At 41.0% G+C, this 25,332-nt stretch carries 12 protein-coding genes and 2 pseudogenes; 8 read left to right on the top strand and 6 right to left on the bottom strand.

Annotated elements, in window-relative coordinates:
• Positions 1 to 242 precede the first annotated feature (242 nt).
• On the bottom strand, positions 243 to 1,805 hold the full coding sequence (guaA, locus tag ACESOD_RS05465) for a glutamine-hydrolyzing GMP synthase (RefSeq protein ID WP_373094428.1): 1,563 nt from the start codon (positions 1,803 to 1,805) through the stop codon (positions 243 to 245).
• Between the two features lie 140 nt (positions 1,806 to 1,945).
• On the opposite strand from guaA, the gene ACESOD_RS05460 reads away from it, so the two are divergent.
• Complete coding sequence (locus ACESOD_RS05460) at positions 1,946 to 2,644, top strand: GntR family transcriptional regulator (RefSeq protein ID WP_000936171.1); 699 nt, start codon at positions 1,946 to 1,948, stop codon at positions 2,642 to 2,644.
• A 238-nt stretch (positions 2,645 to 2,882) separates the two neighbouring features.
• Positions 2,883 to 4,073 (top strand): methionine adenosyltransferase, encoded by a 1,191-nt coding sequence (gene metK, locus ACESOD_RS05455; RefSeq protein WP_000003967.1) that lies wholly within the window; start codon positions 2,883 to 2,885, stop codon positions 4,071 to 4,073.
• Positions 4,074 to 4,107: 34 nt separating this feature from the next.
• On the opposite strand, the gene ACESOD_RS05450 is transcribed toward metK, so the two are convergent.
• The 5 genes from ACESOD_RS05450 to ACESOD_RS05430 all read right to left on the bottom strand — a co-directional run bounded on the left by ACESOD_RS05450 (position 4,108) and on the right by ACESOD_RS05430 (position 8,748).
• Positions 4,108 to 4,740 carry a GNAT family N-acetyltransferase gene (locus ACESOD_RS05450; RefSeq protein ID WP_373094427.1) on the bottom strand — a complete coding sequence of 211 codons (633 nt, stop codon included), beginning with the start codon at positions 4,738 to 4,740 and terminating at the stop codon, positions 4,108 to 4,110.
• Between the two features lie 227 nt (positions 4,741 to 4,967).
• The gene (locus ACESOD_RS05445; RefSeq protein WP_060955508.1) at positions 4,968 to 5,267 is read right to left on the bottom strand and encodes a DUF1827 family protein; all 300 of its coding nucleotides are present in this window, start codon (positions 5,265 to 5,267) and stop codon (positions 4,968 to 4,970) included.
• A gap of 63 nt (positions 5,268 to 5,330) precedes the next feature.
• Complete coding sequence (locus ACESOD_RS05440) at positions 5,331 to 5,780, bottom strand: NUDIX hydrolase (RefSeq protein ID WP_223140763.1); 450 nt, start codon at positions 5,778 to 5,780, stop codon at positions 5,331 to 5,333.
• A gap of 88 nt (positions 5,781 to 5,868) precedes the next feature.
• Entirely contained in the window at positions 5,869 to 8,121 is a 2,253-nt protein-coding gene (locus ACESOD_RS05435) for an ATP-dependent Clp protease ATP-binding subunit (RefSeq protein ID WP_373094426.1), read from the bottom strand.
• A gap of 396 nt (positions 8,122 to 8,517) precedes the next feature.
• Positions 8,518 to 8,748 (bottom strand): DUF1797 family protein, encoded by a 231-nt coding sequence (locus ACESOD_RS05430; RefSeq protein WP_000443576.1) that lies wholly within the window; start codon positions 8,746 to 8,748, stop codon positions 8,518 to 8,520.
• A gap of 197 nt (positions 8,749 to 8,945) precedes the next feature.
• Between ACESOD_RS05430 and ACESOD_RS05425 the strand changes: the two genes are divergently transcribed.
• The 6 genes and pseudogenes from ACESOD_RS05425 to ACESOD_RS05400 form a co-directional block, all read left to right on the top strand.
• The gene (locus ACESOD_RS05425) at positions 8,946 to 9,629 is read left to right on the top strand and encodes an amino acid ABC transporter permease (protein WP_373094425.1); all 684 of its coding nucleotides are present in this window, start codon (positions 8,946 to 8,948) and stop codon (positions 9,627 to 9,629) included.
• The gene (locus tag ACESOD_RS05420) at positions 9,629 to 10,363 is read left to right on the top strand and encodes an amino acid ABC transporter ATP-binding protein (RefSeq protein WP_373094424.1); all 735 of its coding nucleotides are present in this window, start codon (positions 9,629 to 9,631) and stop codon (positions 10,361 to 10,363) included. The genes ACESOD_RS05425 and ACESOD_RS05420 overlap by 1 nt, the downstream gene beginning before the upstream one ends.
• Positions 10,364 to 10,658: 295 nt before the next feature.
• Positions 10,659 to 11,513, top strand: coding sequence for a bifunctional methylenetetrahydrofolate dehydrogenase/methenyltetrahydrofolate cyclohydrolase (locus ACESOD_RS05415; RefSeq protein WP_373094423.1), 855 nt, complete (start codon positions 10,659 to 10,661; stop codon positions 11,511 to 11,513).
• 238 nt (positions 11,514 to 11,751) lie between these two features.
• Complete coding sequence (locus ACESOD_RS05410; RefSeq protein WP_373094422.1) at positions 11,752 to 19,590, top strand: SIALI-17 repeat-containing surface protein; 7,839 nt, start codon at positions 11,752 to 11,754, stop codon at positions 19,588 to 19,590.
• Positions 19,591 to 19,761: 171 nt separating this feature from the next.
• Positions 19,762 to 19,830 (top strand): annotated as a pseudogene (locus tag ACESOD_RS05405) (YSIRK-type signal peptide-containing protein); the annotation flags it as partial.
• A 291-nt stretch (positions 19,831 to 20,121) separates the two neighbouring features.
• Positions 20,122 to 25,212: pseudogene (locus ACESOD_RS05400) on the top strand (SIALI-17 repeat-containing surface protein); the annotation flags it as partial.
• Positions 25,213 to 25,332: the final 120 nt, after the last annotated feature.

Raw genomic sequence — 25,332 nt, 5'->3', positions numbered from 1 at the left:
AACACCTCCATCTTTTGTTACTTTCATTATAATATGAATCAGAGTAGAATAACACTTACGGATGATGTAAGAAATCTTTATCATTAGGTTATTGGAGCTATACTTACTATATTATAGCATGGTTTCAAGGATTTAAAAAGAGGAGTTGAGAGTCGAGAAATTTTCCTATTATTGAAATTATAAAAAATAATACCACTGTAGTCCATGCTCCAGCAGTATTATTTATTATTTTATAGGAAACTTTACTCCCACTCAACGGTTGCAGGTGGTTTACTTGTGATATCGTAGACGATACGGTTAACGTGGTCAACTTCGTTCACGATGCGCACAGAGATTTTTTGGAGGACTTCCCAAGGGATCTTAGCGAAGTCAGCTGTCATTCCATCGATAGAAGTGATGGCACGGATAGCAATTGTATAGTCATAAGTACGACCGTCCCCCATAACACCTACTGAACGAACGCCAGTGTTAACAGTGAAATATTGCCAGATATCGCGGTCAAGACCTGCTTTGGCAATTTCTTCACGAAGGATAGCGTCTGATTCGCGAACTGTTTCAAGTTTCTCTTCAGTGATTTCCCCCATAACACGGATAGCAAGTCCTGGACCTGGGAATGGTTGGCGCCATACGATGTGGTCTGGCATGCCAAGTTCAGTACCAAGGGCACGAACTTCATCCTTGTAAAGAGTATTGAGTGGCTCGATCAGTTCAAACTGCATATCTTCAGGAAGTCCACCCACGTTGTGATGAGACTTGATAGTTTGAGCAGTATCCGTACCAGACTCAATCACGTCAGTATAAAGAGTTCCTTGAGCAAGGAATTTCACATCTGTTAGTTTGCTTGCTTCGTCATCAAAGACATAAACAAACTCGTTACCGATAATCTTCCGTTTTTGTTCAGGATCAGATACACCAGCCAATTTATCAAGGAAACGTTTAGCAGCATCTGCTTTGACAATGTTCAAACCAAACTTACCACCAAGCATATCCATAACTTGGTCAGCTTCACCTTTACGGAGAAGACCGTGGTCTACAAAGATACAGATCAATTGATCCCCGATGGCTTTTTGGAGAAGAACCCCAACAACAGAAGAGTCAACACCACCAGAAAGTCCGAGGAGAACACGTTTGTCTCCAACTTTCTCACGGATTTGTTTGATTTGCATCTCGATGAAGTTATCCATAGTCCAGTCGCCTTTGGCACCACAGATGTTCAAGGCAAAGTTACGGAGGATATCATAACCGTGTACTGAGTGGCGAACTTCAGGGTGGAATTGGATACCATAGATTTTCTTGTCTGAATTTTCAATAGATGCGTAAGGACAGTCAGCAGAAGTTCCAGTACGGACAAAATCAGCAGGAATTTCTGTAACAGCATCCCCATGGCTCATCAAGACAAGTTGCTCATCTGGAGTACCCGCAAAAAGAGCTGATTCTGTGTGAGTCAATGTTGATTGACCGTATTCACGGTTACCAGCATCGCCTGCAGGAACAACCTTACCACCAAGCTTGTGAGTCAATAGCTGCATACCATAGCAGATTCCCAAAATCGGAATTCCAAGTTCAAAAATCTCTGGATCAATATCAAACGATCCTTCTTCGTAAACAGAGTTTGGACCACCTGAAAGTACAATCCCGATAGGATTGATAGCACGGACTTCGTCAGCCGAAATCTTGTGACTTTTTAGTTCTGAAAAGACACCAATCTCACGGATACGACGTGAGATGAGTTGGTTGTATTGGCTACCATAGTCCAGTACGATGATCTTTTCGACATCTTGCAAATCAGTTGAAATGTTGCTCATCTTTTCCCTTTCTTAAAAGAAATATCTTCTTGAATATTCTATCATAAAAGGGTTAGAATTACCAACCAAACAAGTGCAGTTTGACTTTTCCCTATGAGATAGGGTACAATGGAAAAAATAAAGAAAAGAAGTGAGCAAGCATGTTACCAGCTTATATGAAAATCCACGACCAAATCAAGAAAGACATTGATGAGGGAAGTTGGAAAATTGGGGAAAGACTTCCAAGTGAGCGAGATTTAGCTGAGGAATTTGAAGTTAGTCGTATGACCCTGCGTCAAGCCATCTCTCTTTTGGTCGAGGAGGGAGTTTTGGAGCGTCGTGTGGGCAGTGGGACCTTTGTTTCTAGTACTCGTGTTCAGGAAAAAATGCGTGGAACAACTAGTTTTACGGAGATTGTAAAAGCTCAGGGTAAAACACCATCGAGTCATCTGATTTCCTATCGTCGAACGATCCCTAATGAGCAAGAAGTTGAAAAATTAGGGATTAAGGCTACTGAAAATATTATCCGGATGGAACGTGTTCGTTATGCAGATCAAGTTCCTGTAGTCTACGAGGTAGCTTCTATACCTGAGAAATTTATCAAGAATTTCAAGAAAGAAGAAGTAACCAAGCACTTCTTTCAAACCTTGCAGAAACATGGTTATCGGATTGGTAAATCTCACCAGACTATATATGCTCGCTTAGCCAAGGAAAAAATTGCTCATTATCTGGAAGTGGAAAAGGGGCATGCAATTTTAGGGCTTACTCAAGTTTCTTACTTTGATGATGGTACAGCTTTCGAGTATGTAAAGAGCCAATACGTCGGAGAACGTTTTGAGTTTTATCTAGAAAATAATTAGTTTTAACAATACTCTTGGAGTAAAATCAGATCTACTTTAAGAGTTTTTTTTATTTGGTTTGGATTAGAAAATGTTTTCCTTCTGAGAAAAATAGTAATCATACGAGTATTTTTCAAAGATTCGTGTTATAATAGTTAGGTTATATGGTCCCGATAAGGTGGTAGTGAAGGTCGTTTATCGATTCTCTACCAGTACTTTGTAACTCTATAACGAATATTTTTTAAGGGGGGACATTTTTATGTCAGAACGTAAATTATTCACGTCTGAATCTGTATCTGAGGGGCATCCAGATAAGATTGCAGACCAAATTTCAGATGCTATCTTGGATGCTATTTTAGAGCAGGATCCAGAAGCCCACGTTGCTGCTGAAACAGCTGTTTATACTGGTTCAGTTCATGTTTTTGGTGAAATTTCGACCAATGCCTATGTAGATATTAACCGTGTGGTACGTGATACGATTGCAGAGATCGGTTATACCAATACTGAGTATGGATTCTCAGCTGAAACAGTAGGAGTTCACCCATCATTGGTAGAACAATCTCCTGATATCGCCCAAGGTGTTAATGAAGCCTTGGAAGTTCGTGGAAATGCTGATCAAGATCCACTTGATTTGATTGGAGCTGGAGACCAAGGTCTCATGTTTGGTTTTGCGGTTAATGAAACTGAAGAACTTATGCCGCTTCCAATCTCACTCAGTCACAAGTTGGTTCGTCGTTTAGCAGAGCTTCGTAAGTCTGGTGAAATTAGCTATCTTCGTCCAGATGCTAAATCTCAAGTTACTGTTGAATATGATGAAAATGACCAGCCAGTGCGCGTGGATACAGTCGTTATTTCAACTCAACACGATCCAGAAGTTAGCAATGAACAAATTCATGAAGATGTGATTAACAAGGTTATCAAAGAAGTCATTCCAGCTTCTTATCTTGATGATGAGACTAAATTCTTCATCAATCCAACTGGTCGTTTCGTTATCGGAGGACCTCAAGGAGACTCAGGTTTGACTGGTCGTAAGATCATCGTGGATACTTATGGTGGATACTCACGTCATGGTGGTGGTGCCTTCTCTGGTAAAGATGCGACTAAGGTTGACCGTTCAGCTTCTTATGCAGCTCGCTACATTGCAAAAAACATCGTTGCAGCAGGACTTGCTAAGAAAGCAGAAGTTCAATTGGCTTATGCAATCGGTGTAGCTCAACCTGTATCTGTTCGTATTGATACCTTCGGTACTGGTACAGTAGCGGAAAGCAAGCTTGAAAAAGCAGCACGTCAAATCTTTGACCTTCGTCCAGCAGGAATCATCCAAATGCTTGATCTCAAACGTCCAATCTACCGTCAAACAGCGGCTTATGGACACATGGGACGTACAGATATCGATCTTCCATGGGAACGCTTGGATAAGGTTGATGCCTTGAAAGAAGCAGTTAAATAAAGTAAAAAGGAGTTGATTTCAACTCCTTTTTTAGTTATTTATTGATAGTCTTTAAAAAAGCCCAGTTCCCAATGGACTTAGTCCCGTACTCTAACTCCATAAAATCTAGCAATACATAATCATTCTTTTTATAGAATGGAACATTTTTTTCTGTACTGGTAATGAGCCCTAAGCGCTTGCAACCCTTGGATTTGACATAAGGCTCGACTGCATCTCTAAGAAAAGCACTGCCCACTCCTTGCCCTTTAACGGATGGATTGACCGCAAGGAGCATCAAATACCAGTCAAAGCTATTTGATTTTTTCAAATGTTCTTCGGAACGGTCTACTAAATCAAGATACTTCAAAAAATTTCGAGGGCTAATGTAGCGAAACAGTTTTATGACACCATTTAGCAAGTAAGATAGGATAGAAAAATCATTTTGTTGTAATAAGGCGACAGCTAGGATTTCTCCGTCTTGTTCAGCTACTAAGCAGGTCTCTTCTTTGATATAGAGGCGAGTCAGGAGACTTTCCAATAGTTCTAAAAAAGCAGGATAGTTTTCAGGTTTCTTGAGATCATCTATGATTAGAGTTAAAAATGGATAGTCAAAGAAGCTGTCGGCTACAACTTTTCCAATTTTTTGGTATTCGTCTATCCTTGCTTTTCTGTATATTAATTTTTCCATTTATGAACTCCTTTTTTAATGTTACAAAACAATGATAGTAGAATTTGCTATTTTTTTGATTAAAGTACCGAGTTATTACAAAAATAGTACCCAATTTAGTAAGTTGAAGGATTGTTAGAAAACTCTTTCTGTAACACTGAATCTGATTCTAGAATATCGGATTAAACAGACAAAGAACACTCTAAAAAGTTAGAATTTTTAGAGTGTAGCTCAAATATTGTTAAGTTTTATTTTGTAGGGATTGAGATTTCAATCAATTTTTCAGAGTAGAGGGTCTTGATATTAGCTTCATCGATATTTTGCTTGTCAATCTTGCGATTCAAGAAAAATTCTTGGATTTTCTCCATTTCTTGTTCGCGGATAGCACGATGTTTATTGGAAATGAGGATTTCATAATGAAGCGGTGCCTGAGTAAAGATAACATCAGTGTTGCCTGCAGAGTAGACTTCTACGAGTGTAGCGTCGGTACTCTCCAGTTGGCTTTTAACAAGGTTTGAGTGAGAATTAGTAGTGTTGATGAGCTTCATAGGCTTTCCTCCTGTGTTTCTATGTCTATTATAGCACTTTTTGGAAAAATTGGAAAAGTTAATTTAAACTTGATGCTGTTTTTTCCAAGCTTCAATTGCCCATTTATGACTGCCACGTTTTAAATTTGTAATAGCTTCATCAATTGGGAACCAAGCTAGGTGATTGAAGTCCTCTAAAGGTTTTTGGATTTCTTGATAAGAAGTAGCTTCATAGAGATAGGCTGGATTGTAGTAGTAGGTATCGCGATGGCTGGAATAGAAATACTCATCTGCTTGTCCATAATAAGTACCAATCTCAGCTGTAAAACCTAATTCTTCAATCAGTTCTCGTTTTAAAGCTTCAAAATGATCTTCACCTGCTTCAATCTCGCCACCAGGCAAGAACCATGCACCATTTGGAGCTTGAACGAGGATAATCTTTTCATGTGCTGAGTCAGGAATGACTGCATAAACACCATATCTGGTTTTGTAGGTTACACCCTCTTTTTTTTCTCCAAAGGTTGGATTTGTCATAAATTTCTCCTTTATGTGTGCGCTTTCTTACTATAATAGTAAAGAATGCTCTTACTGTCAAGTAAGAACATTCTTTTAGTATGTGGAATTAGTCATTTGAGTCAACTGTTTCCAATTTATTTTTTGATTTAATCATGATTTTACCATTGCTAGTCATGACGGCTTTGAGGTTTTTCTCGCTTGGATTTTCAAGGTAGTAGTCTGTAATCGCATCTTCGATATAGTCTTGAATTGTACGACGGAGTGGGCGAGCTCCCATTTTTGGATCATAACCAAGGTCTACAAGTTTCTCCTTAACCTTATCTGTCACATCTAAATGGATGTTATTACTTGAGAGTCGTTTATTGACATCATCTAACATGAGGTCAACGATTTGAAGGAGATTTTCCTTGCTGAGAGCCTTGAATTCGATAATGCCATCAAAACGGTTCATGAATTCTGGACTAAAGAAGTTGCCTAATTCCCCAAGGACAGAGTTAGTACGGCCTTCTCTAGCAGCACCAAATCCAACACTAGCTTCTGCCTTACCTGTACCTGCATTTGAGGTCATGATAATGATGGCGTCCTTGAAGCTAACTGTACGTCCTTGACCATCCGTTAAACGACCATCATCCAAGACTTGGAGGAACATATGCATAACATCTGGATGGGCTTTTTCAACCTCGTCTAGGAGGATCAGTGAGTAGGGGTTACGACGAACTTTTTCAGTCAATTGTCCAGCTTCATCATAGCCTACGTATCCCGGAGGGGCACCAACGAGTTTAGCAACGCTGTGTTTTTCCATGTATTCGCTCATATCAAAGCGAATCATGCTATCAGCAGAACCAAAGAGTTCGATGGCCAGTTGTTTAGAAAGTTCTGTCTTACCGACACCGGTAGGACCAACAAAGAGGAAGCTACCAATTGGACGGTTTGGAGTACCTAAACCAACACGGTTACGACGGATAGCCTTAGCAATCTTATCTACAGCATCGTCTTGTCCAATAACATGAGCCTTGAGGTCATCTGCTAGATTGATCAGTTGAGACTGTTCTTTTTCTTTCAAATCACCAACTGGAATATTAGTCTTTTGCTCGATGATGTGTTCGATTGTCTTTTCGCTGATGATTGGGGTATCCTGATCCGTTACCTTGGTCTTTTGCATTTCCTTATATTTGGCAATCTGGTCACGGAAGTAGGCTGCTTTTTCAAAATCTTCATCGCGGGTTGCTTGGGCCTTGAGATTTTCTGCTTCGATTAAGCGTTGGTCGATGACCTTAGGATCTACAAAATTCAAAGTTAAGTTCATTTTAGAACCAGCCTCATCTAGGAGGTCAATAGCCTTATCTGGCAAGAAACGATCTTGGATGTAGCGGTTAGAAAGAGTAGCAGCAGCTTCGATAGCCCCATCTGTATAATGAACGTGGTGGTAATCTTCGTATTTCTTTTGGATACCTTTGAGGATAATAATAGTCTCTTCCACAGTTGGTTCATCAACTTTAACAGGTTGCATACGGCGCTCAAGGGCGGCGTCTTTTTCGATGATGCGGTATTCATTGAGGGTAGTAGCACCTACTAACTGGAGTTCGCCACGAGCAAGAGCTGGTTTTAGGATATTTCCTGCATCCATATTCCCTTCTCCTGCTGAACCAGCACCGACAATCTCATGAATTTCGTCGATAAAGAGGATAACATCCTCGCGATCACGAATTTCTTCCATGAGTTTTTGCATGCGCTCTTCAAATTGACCTCGGATACCTGTTCCTTGAACAAGACTCACGACGTCTAAGCGGATGACTTCTTTCCCTTGAAGTTTGTGGGGAACATCACCGTCAACAATTTTCTGAGCTAAACCTTCGACAACTGCTGTCTTACCAACACCGGGTTCACCGATGAGGACAGGGTTGTTTTTGGTTCTGCGGTTGAGGATTTCAATGACACGGATAATCTCTTCATCACGGCCAATTACAGGGTCAATATTTCCACGACGGGCAATCTCAGTGACATTGATACCATATTCATCCAAGAGTCCTTTTTCCTGGATTGGTGGTGGGGTTTGGGCAGGACCACGATTTTGGGAACCATAGCCACCATTTCCACCGTATCCACCCCCTGACTGGGTTGGGGGGATATTGTTGTTATTAGAAGAAGGTCTAAAGTTGTTGAGATCGTTAAAGAAGTCTCCAAAGGGATCAAAATCACGGTTGTTTAAATCTGTAATGCCCTTGAATAAGCTATTGTTAGGATCTGTTTTGATAATTTTGTAGCAATTTTGGCAAAGATCGATTTGCTTTTGTTGTCCATTGAGATTGGTATAAAGATGAATTGTTGAGTCATTGATTTTACAGTTTTGACAGAGCATACCGCCACCTCATTTCTTTCTTAGTCTTGACTAAATCCAAAAGGTCAAAAATAGTCAAACAAGTATATAATTTAATTATATCATGATTATTGGGCAATTCAAGTAAAAAGATTGGATACTAGCACTATAAATAGTAGAGCGCTAATCATGAGAAAATCTTGATAGTAAGAAAAAAATCCTATTTGTCATACAAAAAGGATTCTCGTTGGTGAAAGGCGGTGGGACAGAAATCGATAGACAAAGTCTCGATTTCGTAGTCCCAGCCCCGCGAAGATGATTAGGAGTTTTGGGAGTCTAAAAGACGAACGAAAAGTCCAATCAGCTACCGCGTCGAAGTTTGATTGCTAATAAAAAGTGAGGTCGGAATCTTTTGTCCCAACCTCTGTATATCTATTATTAGTATAGAAGTTCGTAAATTTCCATCGCAATCAAGTCGATGCTGTCAAAAGTATATGTTTCACGAGCTTCAACATCACGAAGTGTAAAGATTGGGCCATTTTCTTCATCATGGTTAAAAGCAACTTCAGCTACAACAACTCCCTCGCGCTCAAAGTTACGTTTTAAGTTACCACCATCTTTTGTCATTGCTTCCAGGCGGTTGATGATTCTAACCAAATGTGATTCCATTTTGATTCTCCTCCATTTCTTATCGTTACTATTTTACCATAAAGAGTATCCAATTGACTAGAAAAAACTAAGATTTCTCGCTATTTCTCTTTTCTTCCAAATTTTATTGAAAATATCAGGAAGAATTATTGAATTTTTATTCAAAATATGTTATACTCATACAAGTTTTAAGTTAGAAATTAGAAAGTAGTGGATTTATGAATTTTTCTTTTTTACCTAAATATCTGCCATATTTTAACTATGGTGCTCTCGTAACAGTCTTGATCTCTGTTTTGGTTGTCTTTTTAGGGACAATTTTAGGGGTGGTTTTGGCTTTTGCTCAACGTTCGAAAATGAAGCCCATAGTTTGGCTTGCCAATGTTTATGTTTGGATTTTCCGTGGAACACCGATGATGGTACAGATCATGATTGCTTTTGCTCTTATGCATATCAATGCTCCGACAATTCAGATTGGAGTTTTGGGAGTTGATTTTTCACGTTTGATTCCAGGGATTATCATCATCTCTATGAATAGTGGTGCCTATGTATCAGAAACAGTTCGTGCTGGTATCAATGCGGTACCTAAAGGGCAATTAGAGGCGGCTTACTCTCTAGGGATTCGTCCTCAAAATGCTATGCGCTATGTCATCTTGCCACAGGCTATCAAGAATATCTTGCCAGCCTTGGGGAACGAGTTTATTACCATTATCAAAGATAGCTCGCTCTTGTCAGCAATCGGTGTTATGGAGTTGTGGAATGGAGCTACTACGGTATCAACAACCACTTACTTACCGTTAACTCCACTCTTATTTGCAGCCTTTTACTATTTGATTATGACCTCTATCTTGACACTAGCCTTGAAAGCTTTTGAAAATCGTATGGGACAAGGAGAGAAAAAATAATGACTGAAACGCTTATAAAAATTGAAAACCTTCATAAAAACTTTGGGAAAAATGAAGTTTTAAAAGGAATTGATCTGGAGATTAAAAAGGGAGAAGTTGTGGTGATTATCGGACCGTCAGGTAGCGGGAAGTCAACCCTCCTTCGCTCCATGAATCTCCTCGAAGAAGCGACAAAAGGCAAGGTCATCTTTGAAGGAGTGGATATTACGGATAAGAAAAATGACCTCTTTGCCATGCGTGAAAAGATGGGAATGGTATTCCAACAGTTCAATCTCTTCCCCAATATGACAGTGAAGGAAAACATCACGCTTTCTCCTATCAAGACCAAAGGGGAAAGTAAGGAAGTTGCTGAGAAGAGAGCGCATGATCTCTTGGAAAAGGTTGGTTTACCAGATAAGGCAGATGCTTATCCACAAAGTTTGTCTGGTGGACAGCAACAACGTATCGCTATCGCTCGTGGTCTTGCCATGGAACCAGATGTCCTACTCTTTGATGAACCGACTTCCGCCTTAGACCCAGAAATGGTAGGGGAAGTACTAGCAGTTATGCAAGAACTTGCTAAGTCAGGAATGACCATGGTCATCGTGACGCACGAGATGGGCTTTGCTCGTGAGGTGGCAGATCGTGTCATCTTTATGGCTGACGGTGTTATTGTCGAAGACGGTACTCCAGAGCAAGTCTTTGAACAAACCCAAGAACAAAGAACCAAGGAGTTCTTGAGTAAGGTTTTGTAAGAATATCGTAATTTAGAGAGAGTGGGACAGAAATCGGTAATTCGTTAGAATTCGATTTCGTCGTCCCACCTCCGCACAGTTGAGTAGGGCTGTAAAAGCTGATGAAATCAGCGTGGTAGAGCCCACTCAACCACTGCGTCTTGCTCGACAATCCAAAGACAATTGAGAGGCTAGGACTTTTGTCCCAGCTTCTTTCTTATAGTTTCAAACTATAAGGTGTCTTAGGTAAGAAGTGTTAGAGGGACAAGTATATTTTTGATATAATAGAAGATATTTGTTAGAAAAGAGAAAACACATGACACAGATTATTGATGGGAAGGCCTTGGCGGCCAAGTTACAGGGACAATTGGCTGAAAAGACGTCTAAACTAAAAGAAGAGACGGGATTGGTGCCTGGTTTGGTCGTTATTTTAGTCGGAGAAAATCCAGCCAGCCAAGTTTACGTTCGTAACAAGGAACGTTCAGCTATTGCATCAGGATTCCAGAGTGAAGTTGTGCGAGTTCCTGAAACAATTACCCAAGAGGAATTATTGGATTTGATTGCCAAATACAATCAAGATCCAGCTTGGCATGGGATTTTGGTTCAATTGCCTTTACCAAAACACATCGATGAAGAGGCTGTTCTACTAGCCATTGATCCAGAAAAGGACGTGGATGGTTTTCATCCGCTCAACATGGGGCGTCTTTGGTCTGGTCATCCAGTTATGATCCCTTCAACTCCAGCTGGTATTATGGAAATGTTTCATGAGTATGGGATTGAACTAGAAGGTAAGAATGCAGTTGTTATTGGTCGTTCTAATATTGTCGGTAAACCAATGGCCCAGTTGTTATTAGCTAAGAATGCAACTGTAACCTTAACCCACTCACGAACACACAATCTTGCCAAGGTAGCTTCTAAGGCGGATATTCTTGTCGTAGCAATCGGTCGTGCTAAGTTTGTGACTGCTGATTTTGTCAAACCTGGGGCTGTTGTCATTGATGTGGGGATGAACCGAGATGAAAATGGCAAGCTCTGTGGCGATGTTGACTATGATGCTGTTGCGCCAATCGCTAGCCATATCACACCTGTACCTGGTGGAGTTGGACCTATGACCATTACTATGTTGATGGAGCAGACTTATCAGGCTGCATTGCGTAGTTTGGTTAGATAATACAAGCATTGATTTTATATAGTGAAGAAACAAGTTCTAAAAAATGAACTTGTTTTTTTCTTGCACTTCTTTTAATAAAATTACAGTAAAACTTCTACAAATTATTGAAAAAACTCTACTATTTTGATATATTAAAAGCATCAATATTTATATGGATAAAATAAGTAAGCGTCTAGAGGGAGGTTTATTTTTTGGAGTAAAATGTAATCGCTTACTAGAACATTGGAAAGGAACAATAATGGATAAGAGATTTTTTGAAAGACGGTGTCATTATAGTATTCGTAAATTTGCCATTGGTGCGGCTTCAGTTATGATTGGAGCTAGTATATTTGGTCTTCAGGTGGCTCAAGCAGCTGAAACCGAAACAGCAAGTCCCAGTGAGGAAACAATTCATCAAGTTCAACCTTTAGATAAGCTTCCAGATGAGGTTGCTGCAGCTATTGCAAAAGCTGAGCAAAATGGCCCACAAGATTCAGCTACTGGAGAAGAAAATGATGCGGTTGAATCCGCAAAACCAGCAACTGAAGAAAAGGTGACTGAGGCAACAAGTCCTAAGGTAGAAAAGGAAGCAGAAGTAGTCAGCCCTAAAGAAGACAAAGTTGAAAAAACTGAAAAACCTGCTGCTGAAGCGAATGGGAAAGAGTCTACAGTTTCAGAAGCAAGTGCTGAAAAGCCAGTAGTTCGAGAAGAACATACAGATACAACTAACCAGAATAAACCTGTAACGGACGATAAAAGCAAGGAAGAAAAAGCTTCTGCAAGTGAATCACCTCAAGCTACAAAAGAGAAGGAAAAAGAAAATCAGCTCCTTGAAGAAAGAAAACAAAATTTCAACAAAGACTGGTATTTTAAACTAAACGCTCAAGGTGACTTTTCTAAGAAAGATGTGGATGTTCATGACTGGTCTAAGTTGAACCTTCCTCATGACTGGAGTATCTATTTTGATTTTGACCACAAGTCTCCTGCCCGAAATGAAGGTGGTCAATTAAACGGGGGTACTGCCTGGTATCGCAAGACCTTCACGGTTGACGAAGCTGCTAAGGATAAGGATGTTCGGATCAACTTTGATGGTGTCTACATGGACTCCAAAGTCTATGTAAATGGTAAATTTGTAGGTCATTATCCAAGTGGTTACAATCATTTTTCATACGATATTACTGAATTTTTAAATAAAGATGGTAGTGAAAATACCATTGCTGTCCAAGTTACCAATAAGCAACCAAGTAGTCGTTGGTACTCAGGAAGTGGTATCTATCGCGATGTAACTCTGAGCTACCGCGACAAGGTGCAGGTAGCTGAAAATGGAAATCATATCACAACTCCAAAACTAGCTGAACAAAAAGATGGCAACGTTGAAACACAAATCCAAAGCAAGATCAAAAATACTGCCAAAACTTTAGCCAAGGTATTTGTGGAGCAACAGATTTTTACTAAGGAAGGTAAGGCTGTTTCAGATTTGGTTCGTTCTGTAACTAAGAGTCTAGCAGGAAATGAGACAGCTGACTTTAAGCAAACAATTTTGGTTAATAAGCCAACCCTCTGGACAACCAAAAGCTACCATCCTCAGCTCTATGTTCTGAAAACCAAGGTTTATAAAGATGGTCAGCTAGTTGATGTGACAGAAGATACTTTTGGTTATCGTTATTTCAACTGGACAGCCAAAGAAGGATTCTCTTTGAACGGTGAGAGAATGAAATTCCATGGAGTTAGTATCCACCATGACAACGGTGCCTTGGGGGCAGAAGAAAACTATAAGGCAACCTATCGTAAATTAAAACTCCTGAAAGATATGGGAGTTAACTCTATCCGTACAACCCACAATCCAGCAAGTCCACAGTTGCTCGACGCTGCAGCAAATCTAGGACTTTTGGTGCAAGAAGAAGCCTTTGATACTTGGTATCGTGGCAAGAAAACGTATGACTATGGACGTTTCTTTGACCAAGATGCAACTCACCCAGAAGCTAAAAAGGGTGAAAAGTGGTCTGATTTTGATCTTAGAACCATGGTCGAACGTGATAAAAATAATCCTTCAATCATCATGTGGTCACTCGGTAATGAGGTAGATGAGGCTGATGGTGGTGCTCGTTCACTAGAAATAGCCAAGCGTTTGAAAGCTGTCATCAAAGCTATCGATACAGAACGCTATGTGACCATGGGTGAAAACAAATTCAGTAGTAGATCTACAGGCTTGTTCTTAGAATTAGCAGCAATCATGGATGCTGTTGGTATGAACTATGGGGAACGGAATTATGATGCGGTTCGTAAGGAACATCCAGATTGGTTGATTTATGGTTCTGAAACCTCTTCAGCGACTCGAACTCGAGATTCTTATTTTGATCCTGCTCATTTACTTTGGCACGACAATCGCCCAAATCGTCACTATGAACAATCAGACTATGGTAATGACCGTGTAGCCTGGGGTAGAACAGCTACTGAATCTTGGACTTTTGACCGTGATCGTGCTGGCTATGCAGGTCAGTTCATCTGGACTGGTTTTGACTATATCGGTGAACCTACACCATGGCATAACCAAGATAATACACCAGTAAAAAGCTCTTATTTTGGTATCATTGATACGGCAGGCTTACCTAAGAATGATTTCTATCTCTATCGTAGTGAATGGTATAGTGCCGAAGAAAAACCAACTGTTCGTATCATGCCTCACTGGAATTGGACTGAAGAAACGCTCAAGGAACGTAATATGCTGGTCAATGGTAAGGTTCCAGTTCGGACCTTCTCAAATGCCGCTAGTGTAGAATTGTTCTTGAACAATGAGTCCCTCGGTAAGAAAGAATTTGTTAAGAAAACAACTGAAGATGGTCGCCCTTATCACGAGGGAGCTAAACCAAGTGAATTGTATCTTGAGTGGTTGGTGGACTATAAACCAGGTACCTTAACAGCTATTGCTCGCGATGAAAATGGCAAAGAGATTGCGCGTGATAGTGTGACAACAGCAGGGGAGCCAGCTAGAGTTCGACTCACCAAGGAAGAACATGTCATCACTGCAGACGGAAAAGATTTGTCTTATATCCATTATGAAATCGTTGATGAAGATGGCAATGTTGTTCCAACAGCTAACAATCTTGTTCATTTCAATCTTCATGGACAAGGACAAATTGTCGGTGTGGACAATGGAGAACAAGCTAGCCGTGAACGCTATAAAGCTCAGAAAGATGGCACATGGCAAAGAAAAGCCTTCAATGGTAAAGGTGTTGTTATTGTTAAATCCACTGAAAAAGAAGGGAAATTTACTCTATATGCGGATTCTGCAGGTTTAGCTTCTGATCAGGCGACGGTTACAACCGTTTCAGGCAAAAAAGAAAATCGTCACTTTGTCGCTTTTGCCCCTGTTAAGGCGACTACTGATGTCAGCGAAAATCCTAAATTGCCGGAAACTGTGACAGCTATTTATAGCGATGGTAGTGTCGAAGAAAAAGCTGTGGTTTGGGCAATCCCGGATGATCTCCTTACAAGTGCTGGTGAGAAAAAAGTTCTTGGTAGTGTGGAAGGTCTCGAAGCTAAGTCTGAAGCCCTTGTTAAGGTCATTGCACTTGATAAGTGGTTACCTAAAATTGCAACTGTTCCAGTTGGTACAGCAGCAGAAGATTTGGATAAAACGGTAACGGCAGTTTTATCAGATGGTAATTTGGTTGATGCGGATGTCGTTTCTTGGACCTTGAAAGATCCTTCTGCCTTGACAAAAGAAGGTGGACGTACTGAAGCAACTGGTAAATTAGTTGGAAATGACTATGAGGTGACAGCAACCTTTATTGCAAGTAATCAGGAAACCGAAAGTACTGTTACAGGACTCACGGTTGGAGCTAAGTCTCTTGAAAACTTTGAGCCTGGAAAGACCTATTACCGAGTAACCATCCCTTACAGTGCTGAGATTCCAAGTGTTGGTGCACAAACTACTGGCTATCAGGTAACAGTTCAACAAGCTTCAGCAGCAAATGATTATCAGGCTTCTGTATTCTTGAGTGATCAGAAGGGTGACTTGGTTAAAACTTACTTGATTCAATTTGTGAAAGAAGCTCCTGCCTTGACACGCTTGGAAGTAAGTGTAGAAGGTAAAGAAAATGCAACAGAAGATCAAGTCCTCCCTTATCATGTCATTGGACATTACGAAGATGGTTCACAGACTGAATTTTCAGCGTCAGATATCCATTTGGAAGCTAAGTCAGCTGATGGTGCTCATCTGGAGGTGAATGGTCAGAACTTGCTTCTTTACAAGAAAGGTAGTGTAACCCTCACTCCTCGTATTGACAATCAAACTGATAAGACTCAGTCTGTAGCAACTGAACTGGTCATCAAAGAAAATACAGTAGACAAGAAAATTGTCAAACTTCATCCTGTTTCTATCTCTACAGATATCAATCAGCAACCGAATTTGCCTAGTCAAGTTGGAGCAGATTTTGATAAGGGCTTGCCTCGTAAGGTAGCTGTAACTTGGGACAAGGTAGATGCCAAAGAACTTGGTTACTATCATAGCTTTACCCTTAAAGGTCATGTCGAAGGTACAGATATTGAAGCTTTAGCAAATGTAACTGTTGAAGGTTTGCAGGTTGCAGAAGAAATCAGTTTAACACTACCTAAGGGTGAAACTGTTCAATTGCCAGCTAACGTACGTGCCTACCATTCTAATGGAACAACTGTCTATAAAGATGTCCTTTGGGACAAGGTTCCTGAGAACTTTAGTCAGACTGAAGGCATCTATGAAATCAAGGGTCAATTAGTGGGTAGCCATCTGACTACTAAGGCCCATGTCCGTATTTCTAGTCAAGTTGTTGCTGGAAATAATATCTCTAAACAGTGGACTGGTTCTCAATTGCCAGCTGCTATTGTATCCAATACGGGTGGTGATGATTCGGCTAATACTTTGAACGACTTGACAGTTTCAAGAGCCAATACAGATGTTAAGAATCGATGGACTACATGGCAAACAGGTACAGATAATGATTGGGCGTCTATCTTGTTTGGTAATTCAGGTGATTTGACCAAACGATTTGTCGATAATCTTTCCGTTGATTTCTATACAGATGGTGCAATCGGACTTCCAAAAGAATATGTCATTGAATATTATGTTGGTCAAGAAGTTCCAGATCTTCCAAACGATGTCAATCATGCTCAAGGAGATACCAAGCATCCATTCAACAATGCTGCCAACTGGAAGGAAGTTGAACATCTCAAAGCTCCAGGACAATTATCCGCAAGCCAAACTAACCACTTTACATTTGATAAGGTTGAAACTTATGCTGTTCGTATGCGTATGAAGAAGGCAGATGGAAAGGCTGGTGTTGGTTTAACAGAAATTACTATCTTAGGAAGTAAGGTTCCGAGTGCTACCAGCTCAGAAATTTCTATCCAAGTAGATGGCAAGAAACTCGAGCATTTCAATCCATCTAAGACAGAATATTATATTCCTCAAGCAAGCAAGGAAATCACTGCCACAGCTAGCAACAACGGTTTGGTAACGGTTGTTCCTGCAACAAGTGAAAAAGGTGCGACACGTCTTATCTTGAAAGCTGAGGATGGAACTGTTCTGAAAGAATATCGTATCTTCCGTGATGACGAAAAAGAGTCAACACAACCAGTAGCTGCGGAAAATAGTGCCCAGACCTTGAATGTTGGCGATCAACTTCAATTGCCTGCCGAAGTAACAGTCTACTATCCATCACAAGCTGGCTGGGTTAAAGCTAATCTTGCTGTCCAATGGGATGCAGTCCCAGAACATGCGACTGCCCAAGAAGGTAACTTTGAAGTGCTTGGTCATGTTCTAGGAACAGACTTAACAACCAAGATGCAAGTAACAGTTGTTACAAAAGGTAATCAAGTCATTTCAGAAAACGCAAGTAATAATGAGACTGATGCTAAAGCCTTTGCGTCTACTACAAATGACACACAAGCAGCTTCTCGGGATAAGATTTTCTATATCAACGATGGGCACTTTAACGAGGATGGACGTTGGACTAACTGGTCTCGTACTCCGAAGGACCAAGAAACATCTGTGGGAATTCTCTTTAAGAAGAATGGTCAGATTACACCTCAATCTGTTGGAAAAGTAGCCATCCAATTCTTTAAAGACAGTGGAACAGATGCACCAGCGACAATGGTACTAGAAAGATATGTTGGGCCTGCCTATACAGAACCAAGTACTATTTCTCGTTATGAAGAGAATGCAGATCATCCATTTAACAAGGCAGAAAACTGGCAAGAAATTCCTTATAAGGCATCTGGAGAAATCGTGGCTGGTAAGCCGATTGAATTTACCTTTGATCCGATTCAGACAACAGCCATTCGAGCACGCATGACTCGTAAATCTACAACTAATGGTCTAGCAATGGTCGAGTTTAGTGCCTACTCTCCTGCTAAAGCAAAAGATGTGGAAACTCCTTCAGTGACCATTTCAGTTGATGGAAAAGCATTGGAAAACTTTGATCCAGCGGTTTCAGATTATACAGTGAGCTTAAATGGCACTAAACCACAGGTGACTGCTCAAGCAAGTGGTAACGGTGTGATAACGGTTGTTGAGTCTATTCAGGATAACCTTCCTAGCCTTGTTCGTCTTCTTGCTAAGGATGGTAGTCTTGTCAAGGAATATCGTATTCATTTCAAACCTAGTCACCGTATAGTTCCTGAAGAAGGTGACCAAAGTCCTGTTCTCGAACGACCAAGTCTAGAAGTTGTCAAGACCGAAATTCCATTTAAGGAAATTATTCGTGAAAACAATGACTTAGCTCAAGATGAACGTCGTGTAATCTCAGAAGGTAAGAAGGGTGAAAGAGTTGATTATGTTGAGGTCTTAGGATTTAACCGTACAACTGTTCATACAGATACGACTGAGGCGCAAGATCGAATTGTTGAAGTTAAGGTCAAACCTGTCATTACTACTAGCAAAGGTGACGAGCCAGCTCCAGTCGTAGAAGTTCCAGAATTTGAGGGTGGCGTCAATGCTGCTGAAGCTGCCGAGCATGAGTTGCCAGAATACACAGATCCGATTGGCACAGTAGGTGACGAGTCAGCTCCAGTAGCAGAAGTCCCCGAATTTGAGGGCGGTGTCAATGCAGTAGAAGCTGCCAAGCATGAGTTGCTAGAATACACAGAAGCAATCGGGACAGCTGGTGACGAACCAGCTCCAGTGGTAGAAATTTCAGAATTTGAGGGTGGCGTCAATGCAGTAGAAGCCGCTAAGCATGAGTTGCCAGAATACACAGAATCAATCGGCACAGTAGGTGACGAGCCAGCTCCAGTAGTAGAAGTCCCAGAATTTGAGGGCGGTGTTAATGCAGTAGAGGCTGCTAAGCATGAGTTGCCAGAATACACAGATGTAATCGGTACAGTAGGCGATGAGCCAGCGCCAGTCGTAGAAATCCCAGAATTTGAGGGTGGTGTTAATGCAGTAGAGGCAGTTAAGAACGAAGTCCCAGAATACACAGGTGGCGTCAATGCTGTAGAAGCCGCTAAGAATGAATTACCAGAATATACAGGAGCAGTAGCTACAGTGGGGAACAAGCCAGCACCAAGTCTTGTTAAACCAGCCGAAGAGGTTCAAATCTTAACTGATAAGGAAACTGGAGTTCTGGTAGCAGGGCTAACTAAAGAGTTATCTAAAGACCTCAAGCTTCAAGTGCAGAAGGTTCTACACCAAGAATTAGCTGGTAAACACTATGATGCGTATCAAGTGAAATTACTAGATAAGGACAACCAAGAAGTTGAACTCAAAGGTGCTGTCCTAGTGAGATTACCAGTTAAGGGTCAGGTTCAAGGAGTTTATCACATGAGTTTAGATCAAGGCTTGCAGGTTCAAAAGGTGACGCTAGTAGGTGATATGGTTGAATTTACGACCAAAGATCTAGGACTTTATGCGATTGTCTATAAAGAACAAAACCAAGAACCAGTAGAACAAGCTCATGGGCCAGCAGTTAATGTAGAAGTTCTTGAAAATGCTTCAGAGAAAGTAGATTCAGCAAGACTTCCAGAAACAGGTGAAAGTCGATCTGATACAGCTGCCTTCCTAGCAAGTCTCAGTCTTGTTTTATCAGTGGCTTTACTAACAGTTAAACGTAAAGAAAAATAGAGTTTGGAACTCTACATTGCTGATTGATTGTAGAAATACTTGGACTATCCCAGAGGATAGGATTGAAAAATGCTACAACCATATGGAGAGGACCTTTTGGTTCTCTCTATTTTTTTAAAATGGGGATGAAATCGCTTAGATGAGTGGTTGGAGGAAAGGAATAAAAGAAAGATGGATCATCAATTTTTTGAGAAACGTTGTCATTATAGTATTCGAAAATTTGCAATAGGAGCAGCTTCAGTTATGGTTGGCGCGAGTATCTTTGGAGCCAGTATGGTACAAGCTGCAGAGACAGAGCTTGCACTAGAATCAGAAACAAGTCTTACACAGCTTCCACCAGAGGATAAGTTATCACCAGATTTGGCAGGCGCTATTAAAAGTGCAGAGGCAGCCTTTGTTTCAGAGACTAAAGTGGAAGAGGTAGCTACTAAGAACCAAGCTCCCGAAGAAACTTCTTCAAAACCAGAAAAAATTAGAGATTATACAGTTGAGGAGACAAGTACAACCGTAGAAAATGCTTCTACAGAAGTAGCTCCTACTGAGACCAATGCAGTAACAGAGCCCACGAAACCAGGTGAAGTAAATGGAACGATGGAGAAAGCTGATTCATTTACAGCAGATAAACCTACAAGTAAAGCAGAAATTGATGCAGCAAAATCTCAAGTAGCTAAAAAAGAATATACGGTATTCCCAAGACCTCAAAAGGTTACTTATGGCGATGGCGTCACTGCTCTAGAAGGAAAGGTAAACCTTGTCTTTAGTGATGGTTTGGATATCTATACTCGAAACCGCGCCAAGGAAGTTCTCCAAGCAAGTAATGTATCCTATACTACCAGTACAAAAGCTACAGAAGGGGCGACCAACATTTTCCTTGGAGTGCGTGGGAAAGCTCCTCTGGCAGAAAAAGAAGTCCAAGATATTTCGTTTGAATTATACGATAAAATTGATGCCTATGTCTTGCGCGTGAAGGATAATAAGATTTCGATTGTAGGAAAGGATACGGATGCTGTCTTCTTTGGACTAACAACTTTGAAACAAATGCTGAAGGAGAGTCCTGTACCAGTTCTTCGAGATGTGACAGTAGAAGACTATGCAGAAGTGAAGAACCGTGGCTTTATCGAAGGCTATTACGGAAATCCTTGGACCAAGGAAAACCGTGAGGAGTTAATGCGCTATGGTGGCGACTTAAAGCTAACTCAGTACTTCTTTGCGCCTAAAGACGATCCCTATCACAATGCTAAATGGCGTGAACTCTATCCAGAAGAAAAAATGTCAGAGATTCGTGATCTAGCTCGTGTGGGAAATGAAACAAAGACTCGTTATGTATGGACCATCCATCCATTTATGCATAACAAAATGCGTTTTGACACGGATGAATTATATAAACAGGATTTAGATGTCATTAAAGCGAAATTCACTCAATTGTTAGATGCAGGTGTGCGTGAATTTGGTGTTCTAGCTGATGATGCAGCCTGGCCTGTTGGTGGCTACAATAGTTATGTTCGGTTAATGACCGACCTGACAAATTGGCTAACTGAACAAGAAACAAAATACAGCGGACTTCGTAAAGATATGATTTTCGTGCCAGCCTGGTATATGGGACAAGGGACAGAAGATGAACTTCGCACGCTCAACGAACGCCTTCCAGAAACTGTCCATTTAACCCTAACAGGGGGCAAGGTATGGGGGGCAGTTGACCAAACCTTCCTAACAAATTTGAAGAAGAATTTGACAGAAGGTGGCAAGAAGTATCGTCCGATTCATTTCTGGATTAACTGGCCTTGTAACGATAATACTAAGCAACACTTGATTCTGGGTGGTGGTGAAAAATTCTTACATCCCAATGTTGATTTGTCATTGGCGCAGGGCATCATGCTAAATCCGATGCAACAATCGGAAGCTTCAAAGGTAGCCCTCTTTGATGTGGCTCAGTATGGTTGGAAGCAATGGAGAAGTGCGGAAGAAGCTGAAAAAATCAATGATACGGCCTTTAACTATGTGGTCAATGGAAGCTTTGAAGAAAGCGAAGTATCAAAAGCCTTTCGTGAACTTGGTAAGCATATGCGCAACCAAAACCGTCCTCCCCATGTCACAAAATTGGAAGAATCTGTTGAGCTTGCACCTAAATTGACAGACTTTTATAACAAATTGAAGGCTGGTCAAAACGTAGACGCAGAGAGAAAAGAATTAAAGGGTATCTTTGCAAACTTGAAGGCTGACGCCCTCCTTCTGAAAGAAAAAGGGGACAGGAAGCTTATTGACCAAATCCACTACTGGTTAGATAATACAGTGGACCAGATGGATGCTTTAGAAGCCTTGCTGACAGCGACAGAAGGTCTGGCTGAAAAGAATGATGCTAAAGTATGGGAACATTACTATGCTGGGGTTAAGTATTACGATCAGTCCATTAGTTATTCCTTCTTCTATGTAGACCATTATGAACGGGCAGAGTTTGGAGTGCAACATATTCGTCCATTTATCAATAACTTAAAGGAATACTTGGCAACGCATATCCAAACCATGCTTCATCCAGATAAACTTGTGACCACCTTTATTACCAACCGTGCGGGGATTGAAGGAGGTCTTGCAGAAGTAACAGATGGCGACTTGGATACTCATGCGATTGTCAAGACGACAACCGTTATTGAACGAGATGATTATGTAGGACTTCGTTTTAATAAAGCCATTAAGGTTCATACTCTTGGTTTTGCAACAGGGACAAAGACCGCTGATAATTATACCTTTGGAAATGCCCTTGTCGAGTATCAAAATGAGCAAGGGGAATGGGTAGCTCTTACAAGTCCTGCCTATACAGGTCGCGAACGGACACTTGAATTTAAAGACCTCGATATTACGGCTCAAGCAGTTCGTATGCGTGCGACAGCTAAGAAGGATAATGCTTGGCTTGCCATGCGTGAAATTGCTGTTAATAGACCGCTCGAACTTGGAAGCAAGAAGGTAAAAGGGAGCATTACCCTAAGTCCAAACCTAGTTTACAAATATGGAACTAGTGTGCTTCAAATGCAAGATGGCAAAGCTAACACCGAATCCATGATGGCTCATGCCAATCAAACGAATGTGACTCCAGAAAATGCTTGGGTACAGATGGACTTGGGTGGAGCTAAGAAAGTGAAACATGTTCATCTTGTTCAAGGTGAAGGTGACAAACTAGCGGCTGGTGTCATCGAATATTCTACAGACGGTACAAACTGGAAGAACCTTCAGACCTTAACTGGGGATCGGATTTCAGATATTAGCCAGAACTTCACAGCCCAATACGTTCGTGTCCGTAATACACAACTTCTCAGCAAATGGTGGAGAATTGCGGACTTTAGAGTTGACGTCGATACACCAAATACTGATTTAACCGTCACCAATGTCGACAGCTTGAAGGAAACGCCAGTAGTGGACAGCCGTGGTCGTTATGAAATGACCTTACCTCAAGGGAATAATCTTCCAGCAAATGGCTATCTTGGTTTGAAATTGGACCGCCTCCATGAAGCTAGTTCAATTGCACTTGAGGATGCTGGTGAAACAGGTTTGACACTGGAATATTCGGCAAATGAAGTGGAATGGATGACCGCTGACCAACTTCCAGAACACGCCTTGGTGCGCTATGTTCGCATCATGAACAAGACAGATAAGGACCAAGCGCTTCCTACTGGAAAATTAGTCGTTAAGACAAAAGAAGTGGATCCAACTGAACTCTTATCAACCACTATGGGTATTCACCAATATTATGGTGCTAATGATGTTCGTCGCATTCACAATTTAGGTCAACTGTTTGATGGGGACTTTAATAATTTTGTAGAATTTTCTGATTATCAACGTAAAAACGGAGAAATTGTCATGAAACTTGGCACCACTCGTCAAGTCAAGAAGATTCGTGCCTATATTCAGGATGCTCAGCGTAATTATTTGCGTGATGGGAAGATTCAAGTTAGTGAAGACGGTAAGAACTGGACGGATGTTGTGACAGTCGGAGATGGTGTTGAAAATGAAATTCGAGATAATTCATTGACCGACGGCTGGACACATGATTCTGCCCACCCAGGAAATCGTTATATTGAAGGTATTCTGGATCAACCTGTAACTGTTAAGTTTATGCGTGTTCTCTTTACAGCGGACTATAATGCTCGTTTTGTAGGATTTAGCGAAATCGTGATTAATGATGGTGAATTTATCAATCCTGAAAATAATCCTACAGTGATAGGAAATGGTAGCGAAGAAGCGGATAACCTGAAGAAAAATATGACTGACGGCAATGTTTTGACAAGCTATGCAGCTACTGAAGATAAAGGAGAGCTTGTTTATCATTTATCTGAAGAAACCAAGGTCAATCATGTTCGCTTGATTGCTGACTTGCCTGAAGGTGCAAAAGTAAATATCCAAGTTCGTACCTTGAATGATGCTGGTGAATCAGTATGGAAAAACTTGGGTGAAGTCAGATCAAGTTTCCAAACCTTTGCTCTTACAGGAAAAAATCCACGGATTCTTGATGTAAAAGTTTCTTGGGAAGGTGGAGAACCAGAGTTCTACGAAATGACTACTTTCTATCAAGAAGTGGTAGACGATCCAGCACCGACAATAAGTAAAGGCGACGATCCAGCTCCAGTGGTAGAAGTTCCAGAATTTGAAGGTGGTGTCAATGCAGTAGAAGCAGCTAAGCATGAGTTGCCAGAATACACAGATGAAATCGGCACAGCAGGTGAGGATCCAGCTCCAGTAGTAGAAATCCCAGAATTCAAGGGTGGTGTCAATGCTGTGGAAGCTGTTAAGCATGAGTTGCCAGAATACACAGATGCAATCGGCACAGTAGGCGATGATCCAGCTCCGGTAGTAGAAGTTCCAGAATTTGAGGGCGGAGTCAATGCAGTAGAAGTCGCTAAACATGAATTGCCAGAGTACACAGAGGCAATCGGCACAGTAGGCGATGAGCCAGCTCCAGTAGTAGAAATCCCAGAATTCAAGGGTGGTGTCAATGAAGTAGAAGCCGCTAAAAACGAGTTACCAGAATACACAGGAACAGTAGCTACAACAGGAAATGAGGCTTCACCAAGTCTTGTTAAACCAGCCGAAGAGGTTCGAATTTTGACTGATAAGGAAACTGGAGTTCTGGTAGCAGGGCTAACTACAGAGTTATCTAAAGACCTCAAGCTTCAAGTGCAGAAGGTTCTACGACAAGAATTAGCTGGTAAACACTATGATGCTTATCAAGTGAAATTACTAGATAAGGACAACCAAGAAGTTGAACTTGAAGGTGCTGTCCTAGTGAGATTGCCAGTCAAGGGTCAGGTTCAAGAGGTTTATCACATGAGCTTAGATCAAGGCTTGCAGGTTCAAAAGGTGACGCTTGTAGGTGATATGATTGAATTTACAACCAAAGATCTAGGACTTTATGCGATTGTCTATAAAGAACAAAACCAAGAACCAGTAGAATCAGTAGACCAAGCTCATGGGCTAGCAGCTCAGGGAGAGGTTTCTGGAAATAATCCAGGAAAAGCAAATTCAGCAAGACTTCCAGAAACAGGTGAAAGTCGATCTGATACAGCTGCCTTCCTAGCAAGTCTCAGTCTTGTTTTATCAGTAGCTCTACTAACAGTTAAATGTAAAGAAAAATAAGGTTGATAACTCATAGCTCTGAAAAAGCAAATCATTATAAAAGAAGGAGAAGATAGCATAGTCTTCTCCTTTATTAATTAGGTAGTGAGGTGTATAATGAAAGTAAGAACAAGCACGAAG

It is taken from the genome of Streptococcus oralis, assembly GCF_964238205.1.
In the GTDB taxonomy this organism is placed as follows: Bacteria; Bacillota; Bacilli; order Lactobacillales; family Streptococcaceae; genus Streptococcus; species Streptococcus oralis_CZ.
Note: the sequence above shows the minus strand (reverse complement) of the source record. Positions and strands in the feature narration are given on the sequence as shown.